Below are 15,968 nucleotides of genomic sequence, written 5' to 3' on the forward strand. Positions count from 1 at the left end.
CGGGGCCAGCCGGTCGTGCGGTGGGATCCGGCGGCGATCGAGGCGGCCGGCAAGTCGCCGATCTGCCCGGTGATCGCGCTTGAGGCGACGGTGGACGCGCTGAGCGAGGTCGCCGACCGTGGCGATGTGGTGGCCGGGGACACTCTCTTCGACTGGAAGTAGTGAGTAGCCAGATGGGTGCAACACTGCGAGGCCTCGGGGTCAGCCACGGCGTGGCGATCGGCGGGGTACGGCACATGGGGACCGCTGTGCTGGAGCCGCCGGCCAGGCAGATCCGGCGGGAGGACGCTCCCGGTGAGCAGGACCGGGCCCGGCGGGCGGTCGAGGCGGTCGCGGCCGATCTGAACTCCCGCGGTCAACGGGCGGGCGGCGAGGCGCAGGCGGTGCTCGAGGCCCAGGCGCTGATGGCGCAGGACCCCGAGTTGCTGGCCGACGTCGAGCGGCGGATCGGCGTGGGCAGCACCGCCGAGCGGGGGGTGTACGACGCTTTCGCCTCCTACCGGGCGCTGCTCGCCGACGCGGGCGACTACATCGCCGGCCGGGTCGCGGACCTGGACGACGTACGGAACCGGATCGTGGCGCTGCTGTTGGGTGTCCCGATGCCCGGTGTGCCGGACAGTGACACGCCGTATGTGCTGATCGCCCGGGATCTCGCACCGGCCGACACGGCGCTGCTCGATCCGGCGCTTGTGCTGGGTTTTGTGACCGAGGAGGGCGGGCCGACCAGTCACAGCGCGATTCTGGCGCGGGCGCTCGGGGTGCCGGCCGTGGTCGCGCTTCCCGGCGCGGGTGAGCTGGCGGAGGGCACCGTCGTCGCGGTGGACGGCGGTTCCGGCGAGGTGTTCGTGGAGCCGAGCACGGCGCGGCGCACCGCGCTGACCGAGGCGGCGGCGAAGGACAAGGCGGCGCTCGCGGCCTCGTCGGGTCCGGGCACGACGTCCGACGGGCACCGAGTGCCGCTGCTCGCCAATGTCGGGGGTCCCGCGGATGTGGCGGCGGCGCTGGCGGCGGGAGCGGAGGGTGTGGGGCTCTACCGGACCGAGTTCCTCTTCCTCGACGACTCGGCGCGGGCACCGTCGGAGGAGAAGCAGGTCGAGGCGTATCGCCAGGTGCTCGCGGCCTTTCCCGAGGGCCGGGTCGTGGTGCGGGTGCTGGACGCGGGTGCGGACAAGCCGCTGGACTTCCTGACCCCGTCGGACGAGCCGAATCCGGCGCTGGGGGTGCGGGGGCTGCGGACCTTGCTCGATCATCCCGATGTGCTGCGGACGCAGCTCCGGGCGCTGGCGACCGCGGCGCGGGGGCTGCCGACGGGTCTGGAGGTCATGGCGCCGATGGTCGCGGACCGCCAGGACGCCAAGGGGTTCGCCGACGCCTGTCGCGACGCGGGGATCTCGGCGAAGGTCGGGGTCATGGTGGAGATTCCGTCGGCCGCGCTGCGGGCCAGATCGATTCTGCGGGAGGTGGAGTTCCTTTCGCTGGGCACCAATGACCTGGCGCAGTACACCTTCGCCGCGGACCGGCAGGTGGGGGCGGTGTCCCGGTATCAGGACCCGTGGCAGCCGGCGCTGCTCGACCTGGTGGCCTTCGCGGCCGGTGGGGCCGGCGCCGAGGGCAGGAGCTGTGGTGTGTGCGGGGAGGCGGCGGCGGATCCGCTGCTCGCGTGTGTGCTGGTCGGGCTCGGGGTCAGCAGCCTTTCGATGGGTGCGAGTTCGATTCCTTACGTGCGGGGGACGCTGGCGCGGCACACGCTGGCCGAGTGCGAGCGCGCGGCCGCCGCGGCCCGCGGGGCCGACAGCGCGGAGGAGGCCCGGCAGGCCGCGCGGGGTGTGCTCTCCGGCGAATAGCCCGCGGCGTGCCGGTCCGTCCCCCGGCCCGCCCTTTCTCGTCGGCTACGACACCGGCGGCGGAAGCGGCATTCCGGCGCGGTGGTTCACCCCCGGTTCGGGTGGCACCGGTTCGCCGGTGACGGGGTCGGTGCAGTAGGCGCTGAACACCTCGGCCTCGCTGAGGGGGCGGGGTTCGCCCGCCAGCAGTGACCAGCCCCGTACGGTCTCCGTGCCGTCGGGATCCGTGGTGCGGACGACCAGGCCGCCCGTGTGGGCGGAGACCGAGCTCACGGCCATGATCGTGCAGACCACCAGGGCGTCGGCTTCCGCGACACGCAGCTCGCCGTCCGGGTCGGCGTCGATCTCCGCGGCGGCGAGCAGCGGGGAGCCGTCGTCGGTGGGGAGGCTGCACACGAGGTGATGGCCGCCGGGTCCGACCGCTTCGACGATCCGCAGCAGGGTGTCCGAGGCGCGCTCGAAGAGGCAGTGGGCGAGATCGCGGCCGCAGTCGGGGCATGAGCCTTTGCCGACGAGGGCGTCGGTGGCGCGTTCCCAGGTGGCCCGGCGGTCGGCCTCGTGGGCGAGTTGGGAGCGGAGTTCCGGCATGGACTGCCGGGCGTAGCGGATGCTGGGGCCGGTCGTGGTGACCTCGGCGATGTAACGGGTGCGGGTCTCCGGTGCGTCCGGTGGCAGCCGGGTGCTCTCGCAGTAGTGGTGGTAGGCGTCGGGGTCGAAGAGGGTGACCGCGATGTGGGTCCCGCGGGCGTGCAGGCTGTGCAGCAGGCCGTCGAGGTGACGCAGATAGGTGGCGTATTCGGCGAAGTGGAAGCTCGGATAGCCGGTCATCAGGGCGAAGTCCTGGTCGTCCAGGAGCAGTCCGACGACGAGGGGCGCTTCTCGCCGCAGGGCCCTGCGGTAGCGGTCGCGCCCGGGTGGTCCGGTGCGGCGTTTGCCGCCGCGCCGCTCTCCCCGCCCGCCGCTTCTGGTGTCCCGCGCGACACCGCGCGGTTGGTCCTGCCGGCTGTCGCCACGGTGCTTCCTGATCTCGGACATGGGTCCCCCTCTCGTTCGGGACGCTGTGTCCCGTCGCTTGCCTGTACCGACCGTGCTTACTCACCGTAGTCGCGACCACTGACAGTAAGACCGGGTGGATCCGGACGACGGGGCGTCGGCCCTCTTGACGTGAGCACCACAGGTCACGTATTCAGATCCCGGGCGGCATTGGTACAGACCAAAGTTCCGACCACACGGGAGTCCGGCATGCGAAGATCCCTCACTCTCCTTCTCGCGCTCATAGGCACGCTCTTGCTGTTCTCGGCCCCGCCCGCCTCGGCGGCCGGCGGGGTCGGCGCGGCCTTCGCCAAGACCTCGGACTGGGGCAGCGGCTATCAGGCCCAGTACACGATCAGCAACGGATCGAGCGCCACGACCTCGTCATGGAAGGTGGAGTTCGACCTGCCGGCGGGCAGCAGCGTCGGCAGCTACTGGGACGCGCTGCTCACCCAGAGCGGCACGCATTACACCTTCACCAACCGGGACTACAACGGATCCCTCGCGCCCGGCGCCTCCGCCGTCTTCGGCTGGGTCAACTCCGGCGCCGGAACTCCCGCCAACTGCAAGCTGAACGGCGGTTCCTGCGACGCGGGCGGCAGCGGCGGGGGCGGCGGCGACACCACTCCCCCGTCGGTGCCGGGCGGCGTCGCCGTGGGTTCGCCGACCAGCTCGTCGCTGACCGTCCACTGGACCACCTCGACCGACAACTCCGGTTCGGTGGCGGGCTACGAGGTCTCCCGGAACGGCGCCGCCCCCGTCGCCGTGACCGGCACCTCCTACACCGCGACCGGTCTCGCCGCGGCCACCTCGTACGCGTTCCAGGTGCGGGCCAAGGACGCGGCCGGGAACACCTCCGCCTACAGCGCCGCCGTCTCCGGCACCACGAGCGCCGCCGGCGGAGGCGGCGGGGGCGGTGGCACCACGCCCGGCGTGATCCGCACCGCGCCCTACGTGGACATGGGTGCCTGGCCGACACCCAGCCTGACCGCGATGTCCCAGGCGAGCGGAGTGAAGAGCTTCACGCTGGCCTTCGTCAACTCAGCCGGCTGCAAGGCCTCGTGGTTCAACGCCTACGACCCGCGCCAGGCCTGGGCCAAGGACCAGATCGACGCCATCAGGGCGGCAGGCGGTGATGTGAAGATCTCCTTCGGCGGCGCCAGCGGCATCGAACTCGCCCAGGCCTGCTCTTCGGTGGACTCGCTCTACACCGAGTACGCGGCCGTGGTCGACGCGTACAACCTCACCTACGCCGACTTCGACATCGAGGGCGCGGCGGTCGCGGAACCCGCGTCGATCTCGCTCCGTTCGCAGGCCCTGGCCAGGCTCCAGCAGACCCACCCGAACCTGCGGATCTCGCTGACGCTGCCGGTGCTGCCGAGCGGACTGACCTCCGACGGGCTGAACGTCGTCACCTCGGCGAAGAACGCGGGCGTCAACCTGGACATGGTCAACGCGATGGCGATGGACTACTACCAGAGCGTCGACTACGGTGACGCGGCGGTCCAGGCGGCCAACAGCGTCTTCGCCCAGCTCAAGTCGCTCTACCCGAGCCGGACCGACGCGCAGGTGTGGGCGATGGTCGGGGTGACGCCGATGCTCGGCCAGAACGACGACGGGCACGTCTACGACCAGTCCGACGCCCGCCAGTTGGTCGCCTTCGCGCAGAGCAGGCACTTGGGCATGCTCTCGTTCTGGGAGGAGGGGCGCGACGCCAACGCGTGCAGTGGCGCCCTCTACAAGTGCACCAACATCTCCCAGGCGCCGTACGAGTTCTCGAAGATCTTCGCGGCGTACAACGGCTGATCCCGGTGCGGGCGAAGCCCGCCCCGGGACGCCTCTACGGGCGGCCGCCGGCGCGTTCCGCGGCGAGCCGCTCGTAGAAGCGGAGCACCGTCAGGTCGTCCACCGAGCCGGGATTGACGGCCCGGTCCAGGGGGGCGCCCTGCAACAGCTTCTTGACCGGGACCTCGATGCGCTTGCCGGTGAGGGTGTGCGGGACGCCGGGCGCCGCGATGATCTCGTCGGGTACGTGGCGCGGGGAGAGTCCGGCGCGGAGCGCGGCGCGGATGCGGTCCCGCAGCGCGTCGTCCAGCACGGCGCCGTCGGCGAGGTGCACGAAGAGCGGCATCCAGTAGCCGCCGTCCGGCTGTTCGATGCCGATGACGAGGGATTCGCGGATCTCCGGCAGCCGTTCGACGACCTCGTAGATGTCGGACGAGCCCATCCGGACGCCCTGCCGGTTGAGGGTGGAGTCGGAACGGCCGTGGATGACGACGGTGCCCCGCGAGGTGAGGGTGATCCAGTCGCCGTGCCGCCACACGCCGGGGAACATCTCGAAGTAGCTCTCCCGGTAGCGGACGTCGCCGGGGTCGTTCCAGAAGCGGATCGGCATGGAGGGCATCGGGTTGGTGACGACGAGCTCGCCGACCTGGTCGACGACCGGACGGCCGTCCGCGTCCCACGCCGCCATGTCGGTGCCCAGGCAGGGCGCTTGGAGTTCGCCGATGTGCACCGGAAGGGTGGGGACGCCGCCGGCGAAGCAACTGCACACGTCGGTCCCGCCGCTGACCGAGGCGATCCACAGATCCGCCTTCACCTCGTCGTGCAGCCAGCGGAAGCCGGCCGGCGGCAGCGGTGAGCCGGTGGTGGCGACGCAGCTCACCGCGGCCAGGTCGAACTCCTGCCCGGGCCGGACGCCGGCTTTGCGGCAGGCGATGACGTACGCGGCGGAGGTGCCGTAGACGGTGGTGCCGGTCTGTTCGACGACCCGCCACTGGGCGGCGGTGTCGGGGAATGCCGGGCTGCCGTCGTAGAGCACCACGGTGGCGCCGGCGAGGAGTCCGCCGACCAGGAAGTTCCACATCATCCAGCCGGTGGAGGTGTACCAGAAGAAGCGGTCGCCGGGGCCGAGGTCGAGGTGGAGGCCGGTCTGCTTGAGGTGCTCGAGCAGGATGCCGCCCTGGGACTGGACGATCGCCTTGGGCAGGCCGGTGGTGCCGGAGGAGTAGAGGACCCACAGCGGGTGGTCGAAGTCGACCTGCTCGTAGCTGGGTTCGGGGTCGCCGGTGATCAGGCCGGCCCAGTCGAGGGCGCCGTCGGGGGCCGGGGTGTCCAGCAGCGGGATGTGCACGGTGGCCCGCAGGGTGGGCAGCCCGGCGCGCAGTTCGGCGACGACGGCGGCGCGGTCGTGGGTCTTGCCGCCGTACCGGTAGCCGTCGACGGTGAAGAGCACCACCGGCTCGACCTGTTGGAAGCGGTCCAGCACACCGCGCGCGCCGAAGTCGGGGGCGCAGGAGGTCCATACGCCGCCGACGGCCGCGGTGGCGAGCAGGGCGACGACGGCCTGCGGGATGTTGGGCAGATAGCCGGCGACCCGGTCGCCGGGGGTGACGCCCAACTGCCGCAGTGCGGCGGCCGCGGCGGCGACCTGGCGGGCGAGTTCGGCCCAGCTCACCGTGCCGGCCGTCTGCCGCTCGTCCAGGTGCAGCAGCGCGGGGGCGGTGGCCCTGGCCGGGTCGAGTGCGGGACGCAGCGCGTGCTCGGCGTAGTTGAGCCGGCCGCCGGGGAACCAGCGGGCGCCCGGCATCGCGGGATCGGCGAGCACCGTCTCGTAGGGACGGCTGAACCGGACGTCGTACCACTCGGTGATCGCGCGCCAGAAAGCCGCGGGCTCGCGCACCGACCAGGAGTGGAGCGCGGTGTAGTCGTCCCCCGGACGGCCGGGGAGGGGTTCGGGGGCGCCGTGGCGGCCCGCGGCCCAGGCGTGGAAGCGGGTGAGCCGCGCGCCGGCGATCCGCTCCGAGGAGGGAGTCCACAGCGGCTCGGGCTCGGCCGTGGCTGCCGCGGCGGTGGGCTCGGGCGTGATGCTCATCAGGCGGCTCCCGGACGGTACGCGTCGTTGCGTGGCTTGCGCGGGGTCCCGGTGGGGCGTCTGCCGCCCCGGGGGACTGGGCAGGACGATGCCATGTGATCGTCTTGCGCGCCAGAGCGGGTCCCGTCGGGTCCCGCGCGCCATCCTGGGCGGCCGTGGGAGGGCCGCGCGGGGAGCCTGGACGGGCCTGCCGAGGCGGTACGGAGGCGTACGGCGGCCGGTTGACGCGCGTCGCTGATCCGGGCGGCCCCTTGCCGGTGAATCCTGGGTGAACGGGTGACGCCCAGGGCGATTTCGATGACAAGGTTAGGGGCATGGATGTTCGGGACCTGCTTCGATCGGTCCAATTGACGGGTTCCGCCCATGGCTGGCATGCCACCCGCTCGGCGTGGCGGCGGCAGCGGATCGACAAACGAGACCTTCCCCGGCGCGGCCCCGAGCGGGCCCGGGTGCCGGGGGCGGCGCTGGACGCCGAGCCGATGCCGGGCGGCGGCGTCGTCCGTTTCACCCGCTCGTCGCTGCGGGTGCGGGTGGCGGTCGGCGGCGCGGTCTTCTGCGGCTGGGACGGCGCGGGGCCGGCGCCGTCCTACGCGCTGGCCGGGGAGGGGCCGGGGGGCGGAAGCTGCCCGGCGGCCGACACCCGGGCGGTGCTGGAGCCGGACAAGGACGGCTGGCGGGTGGTCTCCGAGCGGCTCACCGTGCTCGTCTCCCGGCAGGGCGCGGTGGAGATGCGCACCCCCGGCGGGCTGCTGCTGCGCCGGGAGCTGCCGCCGCGCTGGTGGGACGAGACGGGGCAGCGGGAGGGGGACGGCGGGGCCCGCTGGGCGCAGCGCTCGGAGACGCCGGCCGACGCCCGGGTGTACGGGCTCGGTGGCCGGGCGGGCGGGCCGCGGCTGCCCGCCGGCGGCTACCGGTTGTGGAACAGCGACCCGGGCGGCTCCTTCGGCCCGGGCGACGACCCGCTGTACATCACCATGCCGGTGCAGATGGTGGTCGCCGACGCGGGCTGCCATCTGATCTTCCACGACTGCACCTGGGACGGCCGGATCACGCTGCGGGACGGCGCGGAGGGCGCGGGCTCCGGACACGACCGGCCGGGCGGCTGCGAGGTGCGGATGGACGGCGGGCCGCTGCGCTACTGGGTGATCGCCGGCACGCCGTCCCGGGTGCTGACCGGCTGGACGGCGCTGACCGGCCGGCCGGCGCTGCCGCCGCGCTGGGCGCTCGGCCACCACCACTCCCGCTGGGGCTTCGGCAGCGAGCGGGAGGTGCGGCGGGTGGTGGCCGGCTACCGCGAGCGTGATCTGCCGCTGTCCGCCGTCCACTTGGACATAGACCACCTCGACGGGCATCGCGTCTTCACCGTCGATGAGCGGCGTTTCCCCGATCTGCCCGGCATGGCACGGGAGTTCGCCGCGCAGGGGGTGCGGCTGGTGTCCATAGTGGACCCGGCGGTGAAGGCCGAGCCGGGCCTGGCCGTCTACGAGGAGGGCGCCGCGGTGGACGCCTTCGTCCGGGACGGGCGCGGCCGGCAGGTGCGGGGCGTGGTGTGGCCGGGTCAGTCGGTCTTCCCCGACTTCACCGATCCGCGGGCCCGCGCCTGGTGGGGCGGGCTCTACGCGGAGCGGCTCGCGCGGGGCTTCTCCGGGGTGTGGCACGACATGAACGAGCCGGTCTCCTTCGCCGCGTTCGGGGATCCGACGCTGCCGCGCTCGGCCCGGCACGTGCTGGAGGGCCGCGGCGGCGACCACCGCGAGGCGCACAACGTGTACGGGCTGGCGATGGCGCGGGCGGGTTATGAGGGCCTGCGCCGACTGCGGCCGGAGCAGCGGCCGTTCCTCTTCTCCCGCTCGGGCTGGGCCGGCATGCAGCGCTACGGCGGCACCTGGTCGGGCGATGTGGTGACCGGCTGGGAGGGGTTGCGGGCGTCGCTGGCGCTGGTGCTGGGGCTCGGACTGTGCGGGGTGCCGTTCTCGGGTCCCGACGTGGGCGGCTTCACCGGTACGCCGTCGCCCGAGCTGTATCTGCGCTGGTTCCAGCTGGGCGCCTATCTGCCGTTCTTCCGGACGCATTCGGCGATCGACGCGGGGCGGCGCGAGCCGTGGGAGTTCGGCGACGAGGTGCTGGCGCACGTTCGGGAGTCGCTGGCCGAGCGGGTACGGCTGCTGCCGTATCTGGAGACGCTCTCCCATATCGCGCGGAGCACCGGCGCCCCCTATGTGCGGCCGCTGTGGTGGAACGCGCCCGATGACCGGTCGCTGCGGGAGAACGGCGACGCGTTTCTGCTGGGCGACGCGCTGCTGGTGGCTCCGGTGCTCGAAGAGGGTGCGGTGAAGCGGTCGGTGCGGCTGCCGCGCGGACGCTGGTACGACACCGCGACCGGGACGAGGTACAAGGGGCGGACGCAGGTGCTGCTCGATGCCCCGCTGGGCCGGATACCGGTCTTGGCGAAGGCCGGCGCGGTGCTGCCGGTGGCCGGGGCGGACGGCGGGCTGGAGCTGGAGGCGTGGGCGCCGCGGCAGACCCGTACCGGGAGCGGGGTGGTCTTCACCGGCGACCCGGAGGGGTGGCAGGCGCCCCGGATGGAGCGGTTCGTGTCGCGGTGGGTGGACGGCGAGCTGGTCGTGGAGCGTGACGGCGGTGGCGCCCCCGGCTATCCGGTGCGGGTGCGCGGCGGGCCGGCGTAGTCGCCGGCGAACCAGCGGCGGACGGCCTCGGTGTGCAGCTCGAACCCCAATTCGGCCGGTGCGCGCAGCAGTTGGTAGCCGTCCGTTTCGTCGGTCGGCACGGAGGGCGGGAGTTCGGCCGCGTCGCGTACCGGCAGCAGGCCGAAGAGCAGCAGATAGCCGCCGGGTCGGTCGGTGAGGGCGTCGGCGAGGGTGACGTCGGCGGCGGACGCGGTGATGCCGGTCTCCTCCGCCAACTCGCGGACGACCGCGCCCTCCCAGCTCTCTCCGACGTCGATGAAGCCGCCGGGCAGGGCAAGTCGGCCGAGTCGGGGCTCGATGGTGCGCCGGATGACGACGAGCGCGGCGCCGTCCGCCGTCCGCACGGGCAGCAGGGCCACGGCGACCGGCAGCGGATTGCGGTAGTGGACCGTGCCGCAGCGGGCGCACGCGCGCGGCCAGCCGGCGTCGGCCGGAAACGGTGTTCCGCAGGCGGAGCAGTGGGTGTCCTCGCGCACGGCTGGACCCTATCCGACGCGGTGGGCGGCTGGGGGGCGGTTGGCACGGCTGCTGAGGGTTCGTGGGGATCTGGTGGATGAGAGGGTCTGGCGGGCCGGGCCCGACGACTCCACCAGCACCGGGGCGCCGAGCAGGTGGGCGATGGCGTCGCTCCAGCGTCGTGGGTCCGGTCCGGGGGTCTCCCACAGGGCCGGCCGCGCGGTGAGCAGCCGTCCGGTGAGTTCCGCCTGGCGCGCCAGGTCCTCCGGCGGGCCGGCGGGCAGGCTTTCGACCAGCCGCCCGCCGACGCCGTAGGCCCGGCAGATCCGCAGGCCCCGGCAGCGCCCCGGCGCGTCGAGATGGGTGACCGCCAAGGCGTCGACTCCCCCGCACACGTCGACGGCGTAGCGGTGGGCGACGGCGTCGAAGTGCCCGATCCGGAAGGCGCCTTGCCAGCGTCCGTGGCCGTTGTGCGGTTCGGGCAGCAGGGGCGGCAGTTCGGGGTCCTCGGTGACGAGCGGTCCTGGACCGTGCCGGGTGGTGTAGGTGCGGACGACGCCGAGCCGCAGCGCTCCATCGGTGGCGCCCGCCTCGGCGAGCAGTGTCTCGGCGTTGGCGAAGGTTGTGGTGGACCAGGTGGTGTACGGGTGGAAGCCGTGGTTCTCGTCGAGCAGTACGCCCTGGGCGCCTTCGAAGACCAGCGGTCCTTGCCGGACGAGGCGCCGCAGCGCCGTCTCGTCGGTGAGGGTGACGGCGCGGGCGAACGCCGCGTACACCTCGGCGCAGCTCTCGACGGAAGGCGCGGCGAGCGGGCCCAGTTCGTCGGTGAGCCGGTCCCGCAGCAGCCGCAGCCGGCGCAGCAGCCGGGGGCGGGCGGCGCAGTCGCCCACCGTGGGGGCGTCATCGGGGTGGGCGAGTGCGTAGCGGGCGGTCTCGCCCACCCCCATACCGCAGGAGCCGTGCCGGGCCGCGCCGCGCGCCCGTTCGCGCAGCCGGTTGGCCGCGGCGTGGTAGGGGGTGGTGAGCCGCGCCCGTCGGTCGACGCTCAGCAGGGCGTACGGGTCGGGGACGCCGATGGCCTTCAGATGGTCGGCCTCAGCCGACAGGGCGAGCGGGTCGACGGACATGAAGCGGGACAGGTGGGTGGGGACGCCGCGCAGGGTGCCGGCGCCGAACTGGGCGAAGGTGTGGTGGCGGCCGTCGGCGGTCACCACGTTGTGGGCCGCCTGGGCGCCGCCGTTGAAGCGGACCACGGCGGTGACCCCGCGCTGGTCACGGCACAGGCGGTCCACGACGGCGCCCTTGCCCGCGTCGCCGAAGCCGAGATCGACTACCAGGGTGTGCACGCGGGGTCTCCTGATCGCCGGGGGCTACGGATGGGGTCACCGCGAATCGTCACAGCGGCTGGGCCCGGTTACGGGACCCGGTTGCGGGGCGAGGGGTCAGCCGAGCGCTCTGGCGACGGAGTCGACCGCCGCCGAGCCGATGTCGCGGAGGTCGGCGAGGCCCTGGGCCAGGTCGATCGCCTCCTCGCCGAGGCCGACGGTGAGGGCGATCGTCTCGCAGACCGCGTCGAGGTCGTCCAGTTCGATGACGTTCTGGCCGAGGAGTTGCCGCCAGATGCCGAGGACTTCGCGGTTGCCGGCGTAGGAGGCGCCGGCCGGCAGGATGTAGTACACGTGGAAGCGGCGCCGGAGTTCGGCGAGGATGTCCTGTACCGGGATGTCACGGGGGATCGACTCGCCGAGCACCTTGCGTACTTCGCGCGCCTTGACCTTGCCGTAGGGCATCTCGTCGCCGATGAGGAAGAGATAGCCGCGCCGGCCGCGCCTCTCGTGGCAGTCGAGGGCGGTGTGCCGGGCCATGGCGTACAGGGCGAGTTCGTAGGACTCGGTCATCTGGCCGCCGCCGCCGCCCTCCAGCAGGATGTTGCCGAGCTGCTCGTCCATCCGGTTGTCGGACTCGAACTGACCGAGCTGGAGCGGGACCCGGTCGCAGGTGGCGTCGCCGACCGCGCCGAACAGGATCTGCGGGTGCTCGGCGTAGCCCTTGCGCAGCAGCAGGCCGAAGAGGTCCGGGAGTTTGGTCTGGAGGACCCGCGGCACACCGCCCATCGAACCGGTGACGTCGAAGAGTACGGAGATGGCGAGCGAGGTGGGGTGCTCGGCGGAGTCGCGGCTCTCCCGGACGGTCAGCCCGTACGGGTCGAGGGTCTGGTGGGCGCGCCAACTGCCGCGCGGCGCCGAGCGGGTGACCCGGTCGCTGTAGGCGAAGGCGTCGGTGCCGGCGGCGGCGCGGTAGCGCGCGGCGGCGTCGTAGACGTTGGTGGACCAGTTTCCGCTTCCCATGGTGGACTCCCCCTGATCGGTGATGACATGCGGGACGGTGGTGTGTGTGGCCGGGCGGCGCGCTCAGCCGGCGCGGGCGGCCGGCCTGGTGAACGGGCGGAAGGTACGCGGTCCGTAGAGCCGTTCGAGGACGTCGTCCAGTTCGGCGAGGAGCGCCCAGGCGTCGTGCGGACGGGCTTCGGGACTCGGCAGCAGGCAGCCGCGCAGGAACGCCCTCAGCGGTGGCGGTGCCTGATCGCCCATCAGGTCGCGTACGCAGGCCGAGGCGAGGTGGATGTCGGTGGCCGCGGTGGCCGGTCCGCGGTGGTGGACCTCGGGCGGGTAGCCGTCGTGGTGGCGGTCGGTATGGCGGTCGACGAGGACCGGGAGGTGGGTGCCGACGGCGGTCGCGTAGCACCAGTCCACCAGGACCAGGCCGTGCGCCTCCGGATGGATGAGCACGTGCTCGGGGAAGACCGCGCCGTGCACCAGCCGGGCGCGGTGGGCCCAGCCGAGCGCGACCAGCAGCCGGCGCCACATCCAGGCGGCGTCGCGCGGGTCGAGCCCGGCGGGGTGGGCGGCGGCCACCTCGGTGAGGGGCAGGAAGCCGGTGAGCGGCTCCAGGACGTTGATCACCCGTTCGGTGCCGTCGGCGGAGCGCTGCCGGAAGCTCTCGACGAGGGTCGGCGCGTAGGCCCGGTGACGGGGTTCGCCGACGGTGTCGAGCCGGGTGAGGACGGCCGCCTCATGGGTCATCAGATCGTTGTCCCGGGGCCGCCGCGGGATCTTGAGCACCACCGCGCGGCGATCGGCCGCCGTGTGCGCGGTGTGCAGGGTGGCGAGGTCGCCGGTGGCCAGGATGTCACCGAGGACGTAGGTGTGCCGCGGTGCGCCGATGAGCCGGTGTGAGCGGTGCTGCCAGGCCCGACCGAGCTCGGCGAAGGCCGCGTTGGCCTGTGCGGCGCGGTCGGGCGGCGCGGTGTCGGGGTGCAGCAGCCGGGCGAGGCGGCGGTGGTGCCGGGCGGCGGCGCCGGGGTCGGCGGGGAAGCCGGCGGCCAGGGCGGTCAGCGCGTCGTCGAAGGTGCGGAGCGGCTCGCGGTCGGCGGTCATCGTATGGTCGCCTCCCGGTCGGGGCGCAGCAGGGCCGGGTGCAGCAGGGTCGCGTCGCCGGCTTGGTAGAGCCGGGCCCGGGGGCCGCCGCGGCTGCCGGGGCGGCCGTCGGTCGCCCCGGTGGACTCCACGAAGCCGGGCACGGAGAGCACCTTGCGGTGGAAGTTGCCCGCGTGCAGCGGCGCGCCCCACACCGTTTCGTAGACCGCCCGCAGTTCGCTGATGGTGAAGGTCTCGCCGAGGAAGGCGGTGGCCAGCGGGGTGTACTCGATCTTGGCGCGGGCCCGCTCCAGACCGTCGGCGAGGATCTCCGGATGGTCGAAGGCGAGGTGGATGTCACCGGGCGGCGCGTGGCGTGCCGGGGGCTGCTGCGCGGGAAGGGGTCGGCGGCCGGGACCACCCCCGTGGGCCCCGGGCCGCCGGCCCTGCTCGAAGGGACGCGGCGCCACCGGATCCGGTTGCCCGCCGCGGGCAATCGCTTCCAGCGGGAGCCAGGCCGCTCCCGCCGCGTCACTGCCCGCCTGCGCGTCGGGCAGGCCTGGGGCGAAGGCGAGGTACGCGACCGAGACGACGTGCATGCGCGGGTCGCGGTCGGGACGGCCGTAGGAGCCGAGCTGTTCGAGGTGGACGCGGCCGAGGGCGGACGCCGCCAGGCCGGTCTCCTCGGCGAGTTCACGCGCGGCGGCCTCGTCGAGCGATTCCTGTCCGGCCCGCACGAAACCGCCGGGCAGGGCCCACTCCCCGTGGTATGGCGGTCCGCCGCGCCGCACGGCCAGCAGGTGCAGCCGGTCCGCGCGCAGCGTCAACGCGACCACGTCCACGGTGACGGCGATCGGCTCGAAGGCCCGCGGGTCGTACGCGGCGAGGAACTGCCGCTCGGCCTTGCTCCCGTCCATCCGTCCTCCCTGACCTGAAGGTGCCGTGCCCGCCGGACTCGTCGCCGACCGCGCCCATGTTGTTCTCACTGTGAGTCTTTCTCGACCTGAGAAGAACATAGCAGCCACTCCTGACAACGTCCAGAGGCGGCGCTACTGTGCGCTGATGACGCAGCAGACCTTCACCTCCTTCGAGGAGTTCTGGCCGTACTACGTGGCGATGCACTCCAAAGCGGCGACCCGCTGGGTGCACCTGGCCGGCACGCTCACCGGGCTCGCGGTCACCGGGTACGGCCTGGCCAAGGGCCGGCCGCGGTATGCCGCCGCGCTGCCGCTGATCGGCTACGGGACCGCCTGGCCGGCGCACTTCCTGATCGAGGGGAACAACCCGGCGACCTTCGGGCATCCGGCGTGGTCGCTGCGCGGCGATGTCAGGATGATCACGACGATGCTGGCCGGCCGGGACGCCGAACTCGCCGCGACGGCCGCCGGCTGGCTCGCCGGGCAGCGCGACAAGGCGGCCGGACCGGATGCCGCCGCCTGACGTCCTGCCGTACGTATGGGGTCAGCCGGTGACCGGCTCCCGGTGCGTCGCGGCCAGGTGCGCCGCGTGCTCCACCACGCTGATCAGTACGTTCTTCGCCGACTCGCGTTCGCGGGCGTCGCACATCACCACCGGCACCCCCTGGTCGAGGTCCAGCGCCTCGCGGACCTTGTCCGGGTCGTGGAGTTCGGCGCCCTCGAAGCAGTTCACCGCGACCGTGAAGGGGATGTGCCGCCGCTCGAAGTAGTCGACCGCGGCGAAGCAGTCCGCCAGCCTGCGGGTGTCGGCCAGCACCACCGCGCCCAGCGCGCCCTGCGCCAACTCGTCCCACAGAAACCAGAACCGGTCCTGGCCCGGGGTGCCGAAGAGATAGAGCACCAGGTTGTCGCGCAGCGTGATCCGGCCGAAGTCCATCGCGACCGTCGTGGTGTTCTTGGCCTCCACACCGTCGATGACGTCGACCGGGCGGCCCAGTTCGCTCAGCGACTCCTCGGTGCGCAGCGGCCGGATCTCGCTGACCGAGCCCACCAGGGTGGTCTTGCCGGCGCCGAAGCCGCCCGCCACCAGCAGCTTGAGCGCCACCGGCTCGGCGCCGGTCAACGGGGAGTGGCGTTCGGTCGGGGCGAAGGCCATGGTCTCTTCTCTACTTCCGTGGCAGATGGGCCGATGTGGGTCCGATGGGTGAGCCGAGGCTCACGAGGCGCTGGGCGGGGCTCTCAAGAGGCGTGCGCCCGGACGTGGCTGACGCCGCGGGCGGCGCGGGTGATGACAGATGACAGCGGTTCGCCGCTCACAGCGCCCGCAGGCCGTTGATCACCTCGCGCAGGATGCTCTCGTCCGGCAGTTCCGCCGGTGGCACCGGCTTGTGGATGTGCACGTGTTCGGCTTCGAGCAGGTCGCCGACGAGCACCCGCACCACCCCGACCGGCAGGTCGAGGTCGGCGGCGAGTTCGGCCACCGACGTGGCCTGCACCTGGCAGCGCACCACGATGTCCAGATGCTCGGGCGACAGGGTGTGGTCCTCGAGAGCGGCGTCGTCGCCGGCATCGCTCTCGCTCACCACCAGGGCGATCAAGTCGATCTTCGCCTCGGCCGCGTGGCTGGTCCGGCCGCGCGTCATCGCGTAGGGCCGCACCACCGGTCCAGCCGCGTCGTCGTACCAGCGGTCCGATTCAGAACTCATGACACCCCGTCACCC

The 15,968-nt window shown here is 73.1% G+C and carries 14 protein-coding genes (1 of these 14 cut by a window edge); 5 read left to right on the forward strand and 9 right to left on the reverse strand.

The window, feature by feature from the left end; genetic code table 11:
- Together OG519_RS02990 and ptsP are read left to right on the forward strand one after the other, a co-directional pair.
- Positions 1-162, forward strand: the 3' portion of a protein-coding gene (locus OG519_RS02990) for a PTS glucose transporter subunit IIA (RefSeq protein WP_405578228.1). It extends 288 nt beyond the left edge of the window; 162 of the gene's 450 nt are visible here — the last part of the coding sequence; its start codon lies beyond the left edge, outside the window; its stop codon occupies positions 160-162.
- Positions 163-173: 11 nt separating this feature from the next.
- Entirely contained in the window at positions 174-1,844 is a 1,671-nt protein-coding gene (gene ptsP, locus OG519_RS02995; RefSeq protein ID WP_405578230.1) for a phosphoenolpyruvate--protein phosphotransferase, read from the forward strand.
- A 45-nt stretch (positions 1,845-1,889) separates the two neighbouring features.
- On the opposite strand, the gene OG519_RS03000 is transcribed toward ptsP, so the two are convergent.
- A complete protein-coding gene (locus OG519_RS03000) occupies positions 1,890-2,879 on the reverse strand; it encodes a hypothetical protein (protein WP_405578233.1) in 990 nt (329 codons plus the stop codon).
- Positions 2,880-3,086: 207 nt separating this feature from the next.
- On the opposite strand from OG519_RS03000, the gene OG519_RS03005 reads away from it, so the two are divergent.
- Positions 3,087-4,682, forward strand: a complete 1,596-nt coding sequence (locus OG519_RS03005) for a cellulose binding domain-containing protein (protein ID WP_405578235.1) — start codon at positions 3,087-3,089, stop codon at positions 4,680-4,682.
- 34 nt (positions 4,683-4,716) lie between these two features.
- On the opposite strand, the gene OG519_RS03010 is transcribed toward OG519_RS03005, so the two are convergent.
- Positions 4,717-6,750, reverse strand: coding sequence for an acetoacetate--CoA ligase (locus OG519_RS03010; RefSeq protein ID WP_405578238.1), 2,034 nt, complete (start codon positions 6,748-6,750; stop codon positions 4,717-4,719).
- A 314-nt stretch (positions 6,751-7,064) separates the two neighbouring features.
- Between OG519_RS03010 and OG519_RS03015 the strand changes: the two genes are divergently transcribed.
- Positions 7,065-9,437 (forward strand): glycoside hydrolase family 31 protein, encoded by a 2,373-nt coding sequence (locus OG519_RS03015; RefSeq protein ID WP_405578240.1) that lies wholly within the window; start codon positions 7,065-7,067, stop codon positions 9,435-9,437.
- Here OG519_RS03015 and OG519_RS03020 read toward each other — a convergent pair.
- The 5 genes from OG519_RS03020 to OG519_RS03040 all read right to left on the reverse strand — a co-directional run bounded on the left by OG519_RS03020 (position 9,404) and on the right by OG519_RS03040 (position 14,247).
- Positions 9,404-9,934 carry an NUDIX domain-containing protein gene (locus OG519_RS03020; RefSeq protein WP_405578243.1) on the reverse strand — a complete coding sequence of 177 codons (531 nt, stop codon included), beginning with the start codon at positions 9,932-9,934 and terminating at the stop codon, positions 9,404-9,406. The genes OG519_RS03015 and OG519_RS03020 overlap by 34 nt on opposite strands.
- 9 nt (positions 9,935-9,943) lie before the next feature.
- On the reverse strand, positions 9,944-11,260 hold the full coding sequence (locus OG519_RS03025; RefSeq protein ID WP_405578246.1) for an adenylosuccinate synthetase: 1,317 nt from the start codon (positions 11,258-11,260) through the stop codon (positions 9,944-9,946).
- A 96-nt stretch (positions 11,261-11,356) separates the two neighbouring features.
- On the reverse strand, positions 11,357-12,262 hold the full coding sequence (locus tag OG519_RS03030; protein ID WP_405578248.1) for a hypothetical protein: 906 nt from the start codon (positions 12,260-12,262) through the stop codon (positions 11,357-11,359).
- Positions 12,263-12,325: 63 nt separating this feature from the next.
- A complete protein-coding gene (locus tag OG519_RS03035) occupies positions 12,326-13,351 on the reverse strand; it encodes a molecular chaperone DnaJ (RefSeq protein WP_405578250.1) in 1,026 nt (341 codons plus the stop codon).
- Entirely contained in the window at positions 13,348-14,247 is a 900-nt protein-coding gene (locus OG519_RS03040) for an NUDIX hydrolase (protein WP_405578253.1), read from the reverse strand. Before OG519_RS03040 ends, OG519_RS03035 begins: the two co-directional genes overlap by 4 nt.
- A gap of 145 nt (positions 14,248-14,392) precedes the next feature.
- On the opposite strand from OG519_RS03040, the gene OG519_RS03045 reads away from it, so the two are divergent.
- The gene (locus OG519_RS03045; protein WP_405578255.1) at positions 14,393-14,770 is read left to right on the forward strand and encodes an Mpo1-like protein; all 378 of its coding nucleotides are present in this window, start codon (positions 14,393-14,395) and stop codon (positions 14,768-14,770) included.
- A 21-nt stretch (positions 14,771-14,791) separates the two neighbouring features.
- Here OG519_RS03045 and OG519_RS03050 read toward each other — a convergent pair whose 3' ends face one another.
- Positions 14,792-15,403 (reverse strand): GTP-binding protein, encoded by a 612-nt coding sequence (locus OG519_RS03050; RefSeq protein ID WP_405578258.1) that lies wholly within the window; start codon positions 15,401-15,403, stop codon positions 14,792-14,794.
- Between the two features lie 157 nt (positions 15,404-15,560).
- Positions 15,561-15,953, reverse strand: coding sequence for a DUF742 domain-containing protein (locus OG519_RS03055; protein WP_405578260.1), 393 nt, complete (start codon positions 15,951-15,953; stop codon positions 15,561-15,563).
- Positions 15,954-15,968: the final 15 nt, after the last annotated feature.

Source organism: Streptomyces sp. NBC_01190 (assembly GCF_045039895.1).
GTDB lineage: Bacteria > Actinomycetota > Actinomycetes > Streptomycetales > Streptomycetaceae > Actinacidiphila.